The sequence below is a fragment of the Sediminimonas sp. genome, from assembly GCF_024637375.1.
Classification (GTDB): Bacteria; Pseudomonadota; Alphaproteobacteria; order Rhodobacterales; family Rhodobacteraceae; genus Sediminimonas.
The window spans coordinates 35312-50537 of sequence record NZ_JAGXFK010000009.1; the positions used below are offsets into that span (position 1 = coordinate 35312).

The 15226-nt window shown below is 67.2% G+C and carries 14 protein-coding genes; 9 read left to right on the forward strand and 5 right to left on the reverse strand.

What is annotated here, in order from left to right:
- Positions 1–10: 10 nt before the first annotated feature.
- From Q0L89_RS01230 to Q0L89_RS01240, 3 genes are all read right to left on the reverse strand, one after another.
- A complete protein-coding gene (locus tag Q0L89_RS01230; protein ID WP_296761872.1) occupies positions 11–1456 on the reverse strand; it encodes a pyruvate dehydrogenase complex E1 component subunit beta in 1446 nt (481 codons plus the stop codon).
- Positions 1457–1471: 15 nt separating this feature from the next.
- Positions 1472–2482, reverse strand: coding sequence for a pyruvate dehydrogenase (acetyl-transferring) E1 component subunit alpha (gene pdhA, locus Q0L89_RS01235; RefSeq protein WP_296761874.1), 1011 nt, complete (start codon positions 2480–2482; stop codon positions 1472–1474).
- 138 nt (positions 2483–2620) lie between these two features.
- Positions 2621–2920, reverse strand: coding sequence for a septum formation initiator family protein (locus Q0L89_RS01240; protein WP_296761876.1), 300 nt, complete (start codon positions 2918–2920; stop codon positions 2621–2623).
- 172 nt (positions 2921–3092) lie between these two features.
- On the opposite strand from Q0L89_RS01240, the gene Q0L89_RS01245 reads away from it, so the two are divergent.
- Together Q0L89_RS01245 and Q0L89_RS01250 are read left to right on the forward strand one after the other, a co-directional pair.
- The gene (locus Q0L89_RS01245) at positions 3093–4739 is read left to right on the forward strand and encodes an acyl-CoA dehydrogenase family protein (RefSeq protein ID WP_296761878.1); all 1647 of its coding nucleotides are present in this window, start codon (positions 3093–3095) and stop codon (positions 4737–4739) included.
- Between the two features lie 56 nt (positions 4740–4795).
- Positions 4796–5287 carry a bacterioferritin gene (locus Q0L89_RS01250; RefSeq protein ID WP_296761880.1) on the forward strand — a complete coding sequence of 164 codons (492 nt, stop codon included), beginning with the start codon at positions 4796–4798 and terminating at the stop codon, positions 5285–5287.
- Between the two features lie 6 nt (positions 5288–5293).
- Here the strand turns inward: Q0L89_RS01250 and Q0L89_RS01255 are convergent, their stop codons facing one another.
- Both Q0L89_RS01255 and Q0L89_RS01260 read right to left on the reverse strand, forming a co-directional pair.
- Positions 5294–6223, reverse strand: a complete 930-nt coding sequence (locus tag Q0L89_RS01255) for a class I fructose-bisphosphate aldolase (RefSeq protein WP_296761881.1) — start codon at positions 6221–6223, stop codon at positions 5294–5296.
- Between the two features lie 220 nt (positions 6224–6443).
- Entirely contained in the window at positions 6444–7628 is a 1185-nt protein-coding gene (locus Q0L89_RS01260) for a phosphoglycerate kinase (protein ID WP_296761883.1), read from the reverse strand.
- Positions 7629–7793: 165 nt separating this feature from the next.
- Here Q0L89_RS01260 and Q0L89_RS01265 point away from each other — a divergent pair, with 165 nt between their 5' ends.
- From Q0L89_RS01265 to Q0L89_RS01295, 7 genes are all read left to right on the forward strand, one after another.
- Positions 7794–8300 (forward strand): peptidylprolyl isomerase, encoded by a 507-nt coding sequence (locus tag Q0L89_RS01265; protein WP_296761885.1) that lies wholly within the window; start codon positions 7794–7796, stop codon positions 8298–8300.
- Positions 8293–8856, forward strand: a complete 564-nt coding sequence (locus Q0L89_RS01270) for a peptidylprolyl isomerase (protein ID WP_296761887.1) — start codon at positions 8293–8295, stop codon at positions 8854–8856. Before Q0L89_RS01265 ends, Q0L89_RS01270 begins: the two co-directional genes overlap by 8 nt.
- Before the next feature lie 106 nt (positions 8857–8962).
- Positions 8963–9976, forward strand: a complete 1014-nt coding sequence (locus Q0L89_RS01275) for a DUF3179 domain-containing protein (RefSeq protein WP_296761888.1) — start codon at positions 8963–8965, stop codon at positions 9974–9976.
- Between the two features lie 252 nt (positions 9977–10228).
- The gene (gene cysS, locus Q0L89_RS01280) at positions 10229–11725 is read left to right on the forward strand and encodes a cysteine--tRNA ligase (RefSeq protein ID WP_296761898.1); all 1497 of its coding nucleotides are present in this window, start codon (positions 10229–10231) and stop codon (positions 11723–11725) included.
- Between the two features lie 222 nt (positions 11726–11947).
- Positions 11948–13591, forward strand: coding sequence for a citramalate synthase (cimA, locus tag Q0L89_RS01285; protein ID WP_296761889.1), 1644 nt, complete (start codon positions 11948–11950; stop codon positions 13589–13591).
- 67 nt (positions 13592–13658) lie between these two features.
- Positions 13659–14639 carry an alpha/beta fold hydrolase gene (locus Q0L89_RS01290; RefSeq protein ID WP_296761891.1) on the forward strand — a complete coding sequence of 327 codons (981 nt, stop codon included), beginning with the start codon at positions 13659–13661 and terminating at the stop codon, positions 14637–14639.
- On the forward strand, positions 14629–15226 hold a 598-nt coding region (locus Q0L89_RS01295), incomplete at its 3' end, for a squalene/phytoene synthase family protein (RefSeq protein ID WP_296761894.1). The genes Q0L89_RS01290 and Q0L89_RS01295, both read left to right, overlap by 11 nt.

Genomic DNA, 15226 nt, shown 5'->3' on the forward strand with positions numbered 1-15226 from the left:
GTCTGTCTCCTTACCGGTAGGTCACTTGGCGCACGGCATCCAGCACCTCGTCGACCGAGGTCAGCGCCAGCTTTTCGAGGTTGGCGGCATAGGGCATCGGCACGTCCTTGCCGGTGCAGTTGATCACCGGCGCATCGAGGTGGTCGAAAGCCTGCTCCATGATCACCGCCGAGATGTGGTTGCCGATCGAGGCGACGGGCCAGCCTTCCTCGACCGTCACGCAGCGGTTGGTCTTGCGCACCGAGGCCAGCACCGTGTCGGTGTCCATCGGGCGCAGGGTGCGCAGGTTGATGACCTCGGCTGAAATGCCGTCCTCGGCCAGCTTTTCGGCCGCTTCCATCGCGTAGGTCATGCCGATGCCGAAGGAAACGATGGTCACGTCGTCGCCGGCACGTTCGATCCGCGCCTTGCCGAAGGGCAGGGTGAAATCGTCGATATCGGGCACGTCGAAGCTCTTGCCATAGAGGATTTCGTTTTCGAGAAAGATCACCGGGTTGGGGTCGCGCACCGCCGATTTCAACAACCCCTTGGCATCACTGGCCGAGTAGGGCACGGCGACCTTGAGGCCGGGGATGTGCGCATACCACGCGGCGTAGCACTGGCTGTGCTGGGCGCCGACGCGGGCGGCGGCACCGTTGGGGCCGCGGAATACCATCGGTGCGCCCATCTGGCCGCCCGACATGTACAGCGTCTTGGCGGCCGAATTGATGATCTGGTCGATTGCCTGCATGGCGAAGTTGAAGGTCATGAACTCGACAATCGGCTTGAGCCCGCCGAAGGCCGCGCCGACGCCGATGCCGGCGAAGCCGTGTTCGGTGATCGGCGTGTCGATCACGCGCCTGGCGCCGAAACGGTCCAGCAGCCCCTGGGTGATCTTGTAGGCGCCCTCGTATTCGGCGACTTCCTCGCCCATCAGGAACACGTCGTCGTCGCGCTCCATTTCCTCGGCGATGGCGGCGTTGAGGGCTTCGCGCACCGTCGTCGACTTCATCGGCGTGTCTTCGGGCCAATCCGGTTCCTGTTCCGGGGCGGGTTCGGGCGCGGCGGCGCGGGCCGGGGCCTTTTGTGCCTCACCGTCTTGTTCGGATTCGACTGTATCATCATCATCATCATCATCATCATCATCATCATCGCCATCGCCATCGCCATCGCCATCGCCATCGCCATCGGCTTTCGGCGCAGGCTTGGCGCTGTCGATGTCGGAGGCATCCTCGCCCTCCTCCAGCAACACCGCGATTGGGGTGTTGACCTTGACGCCTTCGGTGCCCGCCTCGATCAGGATCTTGCCGATGGTGCCCTCGTCGGCGGCCTCGAATTCCATCGTGGCCTTGTCGGTCTCGATCTCGGCCAGCAGGTCGCCCGCGGACACGGTATCGCCCTCTTTCACCAGCCATTTGGCAAGCGTGCCTTCTTCCATGGTGGGCGACAGCGCGGGCATGAGAATTTCTGTTGGCATTGTTCGATCTCTCCCTTACGCGTCCTGCGGCACTTCGGCGGCGTAGATATCCGTCCACAACTCGGCCTCGTCCGGTTCAGAGCTGTCCTTCGCGAACTCGGCCGCATCATTGACGATGCCCTTGATTTCCTTGTCGATGGCCTTGAGATCATCCTCGGTCGCGTGCTTGCCCGAAAGCAGCAATTCGCGCACATGTTCGATGGCGTCCTTCTCGTCGCGCATCTTCTGGACTTCCTCGCGGGTGCGGTATTTCGCCGGGTCGCTCATCGAATGGCCGCGATAGCGGTAAGTCTTGACCTCGAGGATATACGGCCCCTTGCCGGACCGGCAGTGCGCCACGGCCTTGTCGCCGGCGGCCTTGACCGCCAGCACGTCCATGCCGTCGACCGCCTCGCCGGGGATGCCGAACGCCCCGCCGCGGGTGTGGATCTCGGGGGAGGAGGTCGAGCGCTCCTGCGATGTGCCCATGGCGTACTGGTTGTTCTCGATCACGAAGACCACGGGCAAATCCCACAGCGCGGCCATGTTGAAGGTCTCGTAGACCTGGCCCTGGTTGGCGGCGCCATCGCCGAAATAGGTGAAAGTCACCCGGTCGGTACCGCGGTACTTGTCGGCGAAGGCCAGCCCCGCGCCGAGCGGCACGTTGGCGCCGACGATGCCGTGGCCGCCGTAGAAATCCTTTTCCTTGGAAAACATGTGCATCGAGCCGCCCTTGCCGTGCGAATACCCGCCCTCGCGGCCGGTCAGCTCGGCCATCACGCCCTCGGGTTTCATCCCGCAGGCCAGCATGTGGCCGTGGTCGCGGTAGGTAGTGATGCGCTTGTCGCCCTCTTCCGCGGCGGCTTCCAGCCCCACGACGACGGCTTCCTGCCCGATGTAGAGGTGACAGAACCCGCCGATCAGCCCCATGCCGTATAGCTGGCCGGCCTTTTCCTCGAATCGCCGGATCAGCAGCATGTCGCGGTAATAGCGTTTCAATTCCTCGGCAGAAACATTTGGTTTCTTTTGGGTTTTTCTGGCTGCCATACGGCCTCACCTCCCATGGGTGTGAATAGTTTAGCGTTAAACCATCGATACCCTAGCATGTGCATCGGGGCGAGAGCAAAGTGTATGGCAGGGCCGGCGCGCAGGCGCCGGGGCACGGGCGCGAAAGATGGCGCGCATTCAGCGCACGACGATCTCGTCGGCGCGGATCACGCCCAGCACGTCGCGCGCCTGTTCGTCCAGCAGGTCGAGGTCGAGATACTCGTCCGACAGCCGCCGGGTGAGGTTTTCCATCCGCGCCACGTCGGCCTGCAGGCGGTCGAGCTCGGCGCGCAGGGTTTCGGCCTGCGCCGCGATCTCGGCGCGGCGGAACAGGCCGTGATCGCCGCGCACGGCGGCGAAGGTGAAGTAGCTGCCCATCATCGTGGCCAGCGCCACGATCACCAGCATGCCAATGGCCGGACGTCTGCGCGATCCCATGTCTCTGCCTCGCCGATAGGCCGGGTTCGCCCCGGTCTCGCGACACAATGGCACAGCGCGCCGATATTGTGAATCCCCGTTTTTTCATGGCGCGGCGGGGTGTCGTCGCGTCACACTGGATCGGCAGGCATGGCGCTGGCATCATTGGCCCCAGCCAGGGGAGGGTTCGCAGATGACACGTACTGTACCGATATCGGAGCTTGCCACGCACGAGGTTGAAAACCAGCCCGAGCCGCGCAGCGGCGACATCTCGCTGTGGGACGGGGATGCGGTGCTGCACGCCGAGGTTGCGCGCGCCGGCGCCGATGCGTCCGCTCTGGGCGCCGCGGGTGCCGCCTTCGGCACCGCGCAGGCCCGTTTCGATGCCGAGGAGGCGCGCCGCGATCCGCCGCGGCTGGTGCCGTTCGACCGCGCCGGCCGGCGCATCGACGAGGTGCATTACAACCCCGGCTACCACGCGATCATGGCGCTGGGGCTGGGTCACGGCTACGCCGCCGCCGCCTGGGACGAAGGCGGCAACGCCCGCCCCGGCGGGCACGCCACCCATGCGGCGCTGTCCTACATGCTCAGCCAGGTCGAGCCGGGCGCCTGCTGCCCGATGACGATGACCTATGCCGGGGTGCCGGCGCTGGCCGCCGATGCCGGGCTGGCGGCGCAATGGCGCGCGCCGCTGCTGTCGCGCAGCTACGACCCGGCGGTGGCGCCCGTCGCTGCCAAGAGCGGCGCCACCATCGGCATGGCGATGACCGAGAAACAGGGCGGGTCGGACGTGCGCGCCAACACCACCCGCGCTGTGCGCGACGGCGACGCCTACCGGCTGACCGGTCACAAGTGGTTCTGCTCGGCCCCGATGTCGGATGCGTTCCTGACCCTGGCGCAGGCCGAGGGCGGGCTGAGCTGTTTCCTGGTGCCGCGCTGGCTGGAGGGCGGGCGCAACCGCATCCATCTGCAACGGCTCAAGGACAAGCTGGGAAACCGCGCCAACGCATCGACCGAGATCGAATACAACGGCGCGCTGGCCTTTCGGTTGGGCGACGAGGGCGCCGGCGTCAAGACCATCATCGAGATGGTCCACCACACCCGCCTGGATACCGCCGTCGCGCCGGCGGGGTTGATGCGTGCGGCGCTGTCCGAGGCCACCTGGTGGGTCGCCGGGCGCAGCGCCTTTCAGCGCCGGCTGATCGACCAGCCGCTGATGCGCGCGGTGATGGCCGACCTGGCGCTGGAATGGGAAAGCGCGCTGGCACTGGCGATGGGGGCGGCGCGCGCCTTCGACGACGACAGCGAGAGCGGCCGCGCATTCGCCCGCATCGCGGTGGCTCTGGCCAAGTACCTCAACAACAAGCGCGCGCCGGCGATGATCTACGAGGCGCTCGAAGCCCTGGGCGGCATGGGCTATGTCGAGGAAACACCGATGCCGATGCTCTACCGCGAGGCCCCGCTCAACGGCATATGGGAGGGCTCGGGCAACGTGATCTGCCTGGATATCCTGCGCACGCTGGCGCGGGCGCCGCTGTCGGTCGAGACGCTGCGCGCGCAACTGGACGCGGTGCGCGGCGTTGATGCGCGCTATGACGCGGCGCTCGCGGCGCATTTCGACCGCTGGCCGGCCCTGCCGCCCGAGGCCGAGGCGCGCTGGTACGCCGAATCGCTGGCGCATCTGCTGGCCGCGTCCTTCCTGATCGAGGGCGCGCCGGCGGCGGTGGCCGACGGCTATGTCGCCACCCGCGTCGCCGGGCATCGCGGTGCGACCATCGGTGCGGTGGCGGGCCTGGATTTCGACGCCATCCTGGCGCGGGTCGGCGTGACCGGCGGTTGAACAGGGGCGAAGACTGCATAGGTCCGGGGTGACGTTGTAGAGGTGAAGGATTTTTCATGACCGATCGAAAAACGAGTATCGACAACCTGCAAACCGCCCTGTCGATGGAACTGACGGCGGTGCACCAGTATCTGCTGCATGCCCACACGCTCGAAGACTGGGGTATCGACAAGCTGGCCACCAGGATGCGCGCCGAGATGCATGAGGAACTGGGTCATGCCGGTGCCTTCATCGACCGCATCCTATTCCTCGGCGGCACGCCGAAGCTGGAGGCGACCAGGGCCCCGGAGATGGCCGAAAGCCTGAAGGCATTGTTCGAGGCCGACCGGGACGAGGAAAAAGGCGCCATCGCCTTCTACACCCGCGCCGCACGCGAGGCGTTCGAGAGCGACGATATCGGCACCCGCGCGTTGTTCGAACAAACCGTGCAGGACGAGGAAGGCCACTGGGAATGGCTGGACTTGCAGCTCGACCTGCTGCGCAGAATGGGCGAGCCGGCGTTCATGGCCAACTACATGAGCGGCACCGGGTCGGGCGCCGAGGGCTGACGCGGATCAGGCGCGGCCCTTGTAGATATCGACCAGGTGCGCGAGCATCTCCAGCGCCTCGCCGCGCGGGCGCTGGAAGGTATTGCGCCCGATGATCGAGCCGTTGCCGCCGCCGTCGCGGATGGCGCGGGCATCGTCGTAGACGCTGCCTTCGTCCTTCTTCGCGCCGCCCGAGAACAGAACGATCCGCCGGCCGCCGAACGCCGCCTGCATGCAGTGGGCGACGCGCGCCGCACGGGTGGCGATGTCGATGCCCTGGGCCTCGTAGACGTCGCGTGCCTCGGGCAGCATGACGTGGTCGGTGCTGAGCTTGATCTTGATGACATGCGCGCCGATCAGCGCCGCCATGTGGGCGGCGTAAGCGGCCACGTCGACGGCGGTTTCGCCCTCCTTGCTGACGCCTTCGCCGCGCGGGTAGGACCAGATCACCGTGGCCACGCCCCGGGCGGCGGCCGCGCGGCGCATCTCGGCGATTTCCTCGAACATCTCCAGCGCGCAGTCCGAGCCGGGGTAGATGGTGAACCCGATCGCCGAGGCGCCCAGTCGCAGCGCGTCATCGACGCTGGCGGTGATCGCCTGGTTCTTGCCGCAACCCGGGCTCATCAGCGAATTGGCGCTGTTGCATTTCAGGATCAGCGGGATCTGGCCGGCGAAGCTGTCCGCCCCCGCCTCCAGCAGGCCAAGCGGCGCGGCAAAGGCGTTGAGCCCGGCGTCGATGGCCAGCCGGTAGTGGTAATGCGGGTCGTAGCCTTCCGGGTTGGGGGCAAAGCTGCGCGCCGGCCCGTGCTCGAACCCCTGGTCGACGGGCAGCACGATCATGCGCCCCGTCCCGGCCAGCCGGCCGGTCATCAGCATCCGGTTCAACTGTGCCTTGACGCCCGGTGTTTCGCCCTCAAAGCCGGCCAGAATACGCTGTACGCGGCGTGTCGTTTTCATGGCTCAAATCCCTCTCGCTCGAAATACTCAGGGCGGGTGTATTTGGGCGTGGGACGGCATGCAAATTGTTTGCGCGAACAGTGCCCCGCCGATGCACGCGTCAGCGGAGCGTCCGCTGCGCGAACGCGCTTTGCAAGCTTGCGCTTTTCCTTGCGGAAAATCCCAAGCGGGGCCTTCGGCCCGAGAGTATTTGTGGCAAGGTGAAGGGCCGTTGTCGGGTTCAGCCTTCCAGGGCGGCGACGCCGGGCAGGGTCTTGCCTTCCATCCACTCCAGGAAGGCGCCGCCGGCGGTGCTGATATAGGTGAAATCGTCGGCCGCGCCGGCCTTGTTGAGCGCTGCGACGGTGTCGCCGCCGCCGGCGACCGAGACCAGCTTGCCGGCGCGGCTGAGCTTGGCGGCATGGGCCGCGGCGGCGTTGGTGGCGGCGTCGAAGGGGGCGATTTCGAACGCGCCAAGCGGGCCGTTCCAGATCAGCGTGCGCGCCCCGTCGAGCGTGGTGTTGACCCGCGCCACGCTTTGCGGCCCGGCGTCCAGGATCATCGCGTCGTCGGGGCATTCGGTGGCCGCGACCGCCTCGTGGGGTGCGCCGGCCGCGAAGTCGCGCGCCACGACCACGTCGATGGGCAGGATGATCTCGCAGCCCGCGGTTTGCGCCTTGGCCATGATTTCGCGCGCGGTGTCGGCCATCTCGTGTTCGCACAGCGACTTGCCCACGTCGATGCCCTGCGCGGCGAGGAAGGTATTGGCCATGCCGCCGCCGATGATCAGGTGATCGACCCGGCCCACGAGGTTGCCGAGCAGGTCGAGCTTGGTCGACACCTTGGCGCCGCCCACCACCGCGGCCACCGGGCGGCGCGGATTACCCAGGGCGGCTTCGAGCGCCTTCAACTCGGCCGCCATCAGCCGCCCGGCGCAGGACGGCAGGTGGTGGGCCACGCCCTCGGTGCTGGCATGGGCGCGGTGCGCGGCCGAGAAGGCATCGTTGCAATAGATGTCGGCCAGCCCTGCCAGGCGCCTGGCCAGGGTTTCGTCGTTGGTCGCTTCGCCGGGGTGAAAGCGGATGTTTTCCAGCAGGATCACGCCGGCTTCCTCGGCCTCGGCGGGGCGGGCTTCGGCGGCATCAAGGGTGGCGATCAGCACCACGCGGGTGCCAAGCGCGTGCTCCAGCGCGGGCACCACAACGCGCAGGCTGAGATCGTCCACGACCTTGCCCTTGGGGCGGCCGAAATGCGCGCACAGGATCGGGTGGCCACCGGCGGCGCGGATGTCGCGGATCGTGGGCACGATGCGCTCGATCCGGGTGGCGTCGGTGACGCGGCCGTTCTCGACCGGCACGTTGATATCGACGCGCACCAGCACCCGCTTTCCGGCCAGATCCATGTCGTCGAGGGTCTTCCAGCGCATTCCGCTCTCCTTCTCGGCAGTGGTCGGCAACCTCTTGGCGCGTCGCTTCGTGCAGGTCAACCGCCGCGATGCCGCAACCGCAACGGGGGGCGGGGGCGGGCCTTGGCAAGCCCGCCCGCCCGCTTTAGGTGTGAGGGCCACGCAGCGAAACCTCAGGAGCCCCGCATGGCCGAGATCAAAGACCCCGAGAACACCATACTGATCGAGCTCAAGGACGGCACCGTCACCATCGAGCTGATGCCCGACGTGGCGCCCGCCCATTGCGAGCGGATCAAGGAACTGGCGCGCGCCGGCGCCTATGACAACGTCGCCTTTCACCGCGTCATCGACGGGTTCATGGCCCAGACCGGCGATGTGCAAAACGCCAACATGGAAGCCGGCTACAACCCCGGCCGCGCGGGCACCGGCGGGTCGGACCTGCCCGATCTGAAGGCCGAGTTCAGCCGCATCCCGCATGACCGCGGCACCCTGGGCGCGGCACGCTCGGCCAACCCGGATTCGGCCAATTCGCAATTCTTCATCAGCTTTTCCGACAATCATTTCCTCAACGGGCAATACACCGTCTACGGGCGCGTGATCGACGGCATGGAGCATGTCGATGCCATCACCCGCGGCGAGCCGCCCGCCAACCCCGACAGGATGATCAGCATGAAGGTGGCCGCAGATGTTTGAACGCTTCTTTGCCCCGCTTGCCGCCGTGGCGCTGTTGGCCGCGCCGGCCGCCGCCACCGGGTTGAAGATCGAGATCGCCGGCGAGGGCGGGGGCGGCACCGTCACCGTCGATCTGCTGGAGGAGGTGGCGCCCCACCATGTCGAACGGATCACCACGCTTGCCCGGCAGGGCGCCTATGACGGTGTCGCCTTCCACCGCGTCATCGACGGGTTCATGGCCCAGACCGGCGATGTGCGCTTCGGCAGGATGGAGGGCGGCAACATGTCCCGCGCCGGCATGGGCGGCAGCGATTTGCCCGATCTCGAGGCCGAGTTCTCGGACATCCCGTTTGACCGCGGCGTGGTGGGCATGGCCCGTTCGCAAGACCCGGATTCGGCCAATTCGCAGTTCTTCATCACGTTCAGGCCGGCGCCGTTCCTCGACGGGCAATATACCGTGGTGGGGCAGGTCACCGAAGGCATGGAGGTGATCGACGCCATCAAGCGCGGGAAGGGGCGCAACGGTGCCGTCGTCGGCCGGCCCGACGCCATGGTCGCGGTCACCGTCACCGACTGATCCGCGCGGGGGGCACACACGGGGTGTCACAAGCGCGTGCGCGGGGCTATCGTGCCGGGTGGTGCGTCGTGCATGCTTCTTGTCGATCAACCGACAGGAGCGCCTCATGCCTCGTATGGCCCTTGCCACCCCTTTCGCCGCGCTGGTCGCGGTGCTGGCGCTCGGCCTCGCCGCGCCGGGCGTCCAGGCCTATCCCAAGCTGTGGGAGGACGAGTGGCCCGAGACCGATTTCGAGAATACCGTTATCGACGACTGGAGCGAGATCATCTCGGGCGGCCCGCCCAAGGACGGCATCCCGGCGCTGTCCGACCCCGGGTTCGTACCCGCCGATACCGAGACCCGGCTTTCCCCGCGCGAGCCGGTGATTACCGTCATCATCGAGGGCGCCCGCGCGCGCGCCTACCCGATCCGCTACCTGATGTGGCACGAGATCGTCAACGACGAGGTCGCCGGCGTGCCGATCGCCGTCACCTTCTGCCCGCTGTGCAACTCGGGGATAACCTTCGACCGCCGCGTTGACGGCAAGGTCCTGTGGTTCGGGGTTTCGGGCAAGCTGCGCAATTCGGACATGGTCATGTACGACCGCCAGACCCAGAGCTGGTGGCAACAGGCCGTGGGCCGCGGCATCGTCGGCCGCATGACCGGGGTCGAACTCAAAAGCCTGCCCACATGGATGGAAAGCTGGGAACAGTTCCGCACCGCCAACCCCGACGGGCTGGTGATGGACGAGCCATCCCATTCGCGCGCCTACGGGCAGAACCCGTATCGCAACTACGACAGCGCGCGCGAACCGTTCCTTTACAACGGCGAGGACCCGCCGCACGGCATCGACCCGCTGGTGCGCGTGGTGCGCGTGGGCGGCCGGGCCTGGCCGATGAACCGCCTGCGCAAGGAAGGCCGCATCGAGGAGGCCGGCCTGACCATCACCTGGGAATCGGGGCAGGCCTCGGCGCTGGACACGGCCAGCATCGGCGAGGGCCGCGACGTGGGAACGGTGCGGGTGCGCGATGCACGCGGCCGCGACGTGGCCCATGACATGCTGTTCGCCTTCGCCTTCCACGCCTTTTGGCCAGAGGGCGAATGGATGCTGGGCCCGGACACCGAGACCGCGCAGGAGTGACCGCCCCGGCCCGGCGGGGCCTGGGCGCGGGCGGGCAGGGCATCCCTCGGCCCCGTCCGCCCGGGCGTTTTCGCGTTGCGTGCGCGCCGGCCATGGCCTATCGTCGCGGCATGAGCCGCCGCACCGCCATTATCTGCTGCATTTGCACCTGCTGAGACATATCCGGCGGGCCGCTCTTTTGTATTCCATGACTTGATCGAAGTTGCTAAGCCCGCCGCGCAGGTGCCCGGACCCTTGTCGCGCGAGGAAACCATGACGACGATCAAGCTGACCAACACCGCCACCCGGACCAAGGAAGTGTTCACCCCGCTCGACCCCGCCGACGTGCGCATGTATGTCTGCGGGCCGACGGTCTATGACCGCGCGCACCTGGGCAACGCGCGTCCCGTCGTGGTGTTCGACGTGCTCTACCGCCTGTTGCGCCACGTCTACGGGGCAGATCACGTGACCTACGTGCGCAATTTCACCGACGTGGACGACAAGATCATCAAGCGCGCCGACGAGACCGGACAGCCGATCGACAAGATCACCTCGGAGACCACCGGCTGGTTCCTCGAGGACATGGGCGAACTGGGCGCGCTGGAACCCGACCACATGCCGCGCGCCACGCAGTACATCCCGCAGATGGTGGCGATGATCGCGGACCTGATCGAGAAGGGCCACGCCTACGCGGCCGAGGGGCACGTCCTGTTCGCGGTCGATAGCTGGCGCGAGAAATACGGCGCGCTGTCGGGGCGCAGCGTCGACGACATGATCGCCGGCGCCCGCGTCGAAGTGGCGCCCTACAAGCGCAACCCGATGGATTTCGTGCTGTGGAAACCCGCGCAGGAGGGCGAGCCGGGATGGGACAGCCCATGGGGCCGGGGGCGCCCGGGCTGGCATATCGAATGCTCGGCCATGAGCCACGAGTTGCTGGGCGAGAGCTTCGACATCCACGGCGGCGGCGGCGACCTGATGTTTCCCCACCACGAAAACGAGATCGCGCAAAGCTGCTGCGCCCACCCCGAGGGCCAGTTCGCGCGCTACTGGCTGCACAACGAGATGCTGCAGGTCGAGGGCAGGAAGATGTTCAAGTCCCTGGGCAACTTCTTCACCGTGCGGGATTTGCTGGACGGCAACTGGAGCGGCGGCTGGAAGGTGCCGGGCGAGGTGATCCGCTTCGTGTTCCTGCAAACGCATTACCGCAAGCCGATGGACTGGACTGCGGAGAAGGCGCGGAGCGCTATAAAGACACTGCGTGAGTGGTCATACCTCACCTTGGGCGCAACAGATGGGCAAGTAGATGACGATGTTTTGGATGCTTTGGCGGATGACTTGAATACGGCTGAGGCGATGTATCGACTTAATGAAATTTACAAGGATGGTGAGAAAGATGTTTTGCTCGCGTCGGCAAAACTCTTGGGACTGAACTTAACTGAGATTGGTCAACAAGAATGGGCGCATCTGTTCGAGTTTGAAGTTTATGATGAAGTGTTCTTGAAGGAAGGGATAGATTATCAGCCGACAGTTGGTGTTATTGGATGGGGAGAGGTTTCGGACGAATTACGTGATGCTTCCTTGGGTTTAGTGCATCGGTGGCTGGCTTATCGACGGGAGAGCAATTGGGCTGATGCTGACCGGTTGAAACTTGAGGCAGCCGCGTTGGGCATTGAGTTGCGTGCGTCGCGCTCTAAGAACGGCATAAACAACGGCACAGCCTCTTTAGCTTCCACTTATATTGATCCCGCTAAACTGGAGGCATTGAAGTGATGCGCCTTTTCGCTAACCGCCTGCCTGCCGCGCGAGGGCCCGACCGCGGGGGGGCGCTGCAACGCTTGTGGAGCGCACTTTATGGTGCCGACTACTGCGACGATTGCGCGGGGTGCACCGTTGCAAAAGCGCCCGCCCGGGGGGCGGTCGGGCGCTCGCGCGGCGGCGTGCAAGCACGCCTTGATTCCGCGCGGGGGAAACTGGGGCCAGGGGAGCCGCGTCATGGATAAGGAACGCCTCTACATCTACGACACCACCCTGCGCGACGGGCAGCAGACGCAGGGGGTGAGTTTCTCGACCGCCGAGAAGGTCGAGATCGCGGGCCTGCTCGACGAGCTGGGCGTCGATTACATCGAGGGCGGCTGGCCCGGCGCCAACCCCACCGACAGCGCCTTTTTCGACGCCGCGCCGCGCACCCGCGCGCGCCTGACCGCGTTCGGCATGACCAAGCGCGCGGGCCGGTCGGCGGCCAACGACGACGTGCTGGCGGCGGTGATGAACGCCGGCACCGATGCGGTGTGCCTGGTGGGCAAGACGCACGACTACCATGTCGAGGCCGCCCTGGGCATCGGGCTGGACGAGAACCTCGAATCGATCTCGCAATCGGTGGCGCACATGGTCGCCTCGGGGCGCGAGGCGCTGTTCGATGCCGAGCATTTCTTCGACGGCTGGGCCGCCAACCGCGACTATGCGCTGGCGTGTCTGCGCGCTGCCCATGACGCCGGGGCGCGCTGGATCGTGCTGTGCGACACCAACGGCGGCACCCTGCCCGCGCAGGTGGGGCGCGTGGTGGCGGAGGTGATCGCCGCCGGCATCCCCGGCGACCGGCTGGGCATCCACACCCACAACGACACCGAGACCGCCGTCGCCGGGTCGCTGGCCGCGATCGACGCAGGCGCGCGGCAGGTCCAGGGCACGCTGGCGGGGCTGGGCGAGCGCTGCGGCAACGCCAACCTGACGGCGCTGATCCCGACGCTGCTGCTCAAGGCGCGCTATGCCGAGCGGTACGACACCGGCGTGAGCCTCGATGCGCTTGCCGGGCTCACCCGGATCAGCCGGCGGCTCGACGATATTCTCAACCGGGTGCCGATGCGGCAGGCGGCCTATGTCGGCGGCTCGGCCTTCGCCCACAAGGCGGGCCTGCACGCCAGCGCCATTCTCAAGGCGCCGGACACCTATGAACACGTCCCGCCCGAATCCGTGGGCAACGCGCGCATCGTCCCGATGTCGAACCAGGCCGGGCAGTCGAACCTGCGCCGCCGTTTGGCCGAGGCCGGGATCGAGGTCGCCCCCGGCGACCCGGCCCTGGGCCGCATCCTGGAGCGGATCAAGACGCGCGAGGACGCCGGCTATTCCTACGACACGGCGCAGGCCAGCTTCGAGTTGCTGGCGCGCGAGGAACTGGGCCGGGGGCCCGATTTCTTCGAGGTCAAGCGCTACAAGGTCACCGTCGAGCGCCGCAAGAACAAGCGCGACGAGATGGTGAGCCTGTCCGAGGCGGTCGTGGTGGTCAAGGTGGGCGGCGTCAAGAAGCTGTCGGTGAGCGAATCCATGGATGCCGAGGGCCGCGACCGCGGCCCGGTCAACGCCCTGGCCCGCGCGCTGGCCAAGGATCTTGGGCCCTACCAGGCGGGGATCGACGACATGCGGCTGGTGGATTTCAAGGTACGCATCACCCAGGGCGGCACCGAGGCCGTCACCCGCGTCGTCATCGACAGCGAGGACGGGCAGGGGCGGCGCTGGTCCACCGTGGGGGTCAGCCCCAACATCGTCGATGCCAGTTTCGAGGCGCTGCTGGACGCGATCAACTGGAAGCTGCTGCGCGAACAGGGCGCGTCGCAGGCCCGGGCGACACCGGCGCAATAGCCACGGGCCCCGGCCCTCGGGGCAGGTAACACCTTCAATTACCGGGTTAGGTATGCTGTTCAAGATATTGAAAATAGTTATCATATCGGCAACCATCTACCTTGGTATCGCGCTTGGGCTGATCGTGTCGCAACGCCCCGGGCCGGTGCCACAGGCGAAAGGGCCCGATTTCTCGGGCCTGCTTGCCGACAGCTTCGAGGCGCCGGTCTCGGACGCGGCGTTCACGCGCGACAGCTACACCACGCCTGACGGCGTGACGCACCCGGTGACGGTCGTGGCCCAGGGGCCGGTGCGCGACAAGCCGCTGGTGGTGATGGTCCATGGCTCGGGCTGGCACGGGCAGCAGTTCGACCGGCTGGCCTGGGCGTTGCGCGACGTGGCCGAACTGCGCGCCGTCACCCTGCGCGGGCACGGCGCTGACCCGGTGCGCCGCGGCGACGTGGACCATGTCGGGCAACTGGAGGACGACCTTGCCCATGCCATCGGCGACGTCGCGCCGGGGCGCAAGGTGGTGATGCTGGGCCATTCCTCGGGCGGCGGGCTGGTGGTGCGCTTTGCCGGCGGGCGGCACGGCGACATGATCGACGCCGCGATCCTGCTGGCGCCGTTCTTGCGTCACGATGCGCCGACGACACGCGCGAACGCGGGTGGCTGGGCGCACCCGCTCACGCGGCGGATCATCGGGTTGTCGATGCTCAACATGGTGGGGATCCATGCGCTGGATCACCTGACCGCGATACGGTTCGCCATGCCCCGGGCGGTGCTGAACGGCCCGCTTGGGCACACGGCGACGACTCGCTATAGCTGGCGGCTCAACCTGTCCTACGCGCCGCGGCGCGACTACCTGGCCGACGTCGCGGCGCTGCCGCCCTTCGTGCTGATCGCGGGGGCGCAGGACGAGAGCTTCGTCGCCGAAAGGTACGCGCCGCTGATGTCCGGCGCCACGGACAAGGGGCGCTACCATGTGCTGCCGGGCGTCGGGCACCTCGATGTGGTCGATGCGCCCCGCACCGAGGCGTTGATACGGGAGTTCCTTGGTGCCCTGTGACGACGACCTGACCGCCTGCGCCGATCTGGTGGCGCGCGGCGACCCGGATCGCCTGCTGGCGGTGATGGCGACGCCGCCGGCGCTGCGCGGGCGGCTGTTTGCGATCTATGGGTTCAATATCGAGGTGGCGCGCGCGCCCTGGGTCACGTCCGAGCCGATGATCGCGGAGATGCGCCTGCAATGGTGGCGCGACGCGCTGGACGAAATCGCCGCCGGCGGTGCCGTGCGCCGGCACGTGGTGGCGACGCCGCTTTCGGCCGTGCTGGATGCCGAGGGCGCGGCGCTGCTGGACGATCTGGTCGCAGCGCGTCGCTGGGATATCTACCGCGACCCGTTCGCGGATTTGGCGGCGTTCGAGGAGTACATCGCGCGCACATCCGGCAACCTGTTGCTGGTCGCGGCGCGGGCGGTGGCGCCGCTGGACGCGGACGCAACCCAGGTGGTGCGCGAGACGGGTCATGCCATGGGGCTGGCCAACTGGTTTCGGGCGATCCCGGCGCTGGAGGCCGCGGGGCGCAGGCCGCTGCCCGACGGGCGCGCGGAGGCGGTACGCGAGCTGGCCCGCGACGGGCTGCGGCTGTCTCTTA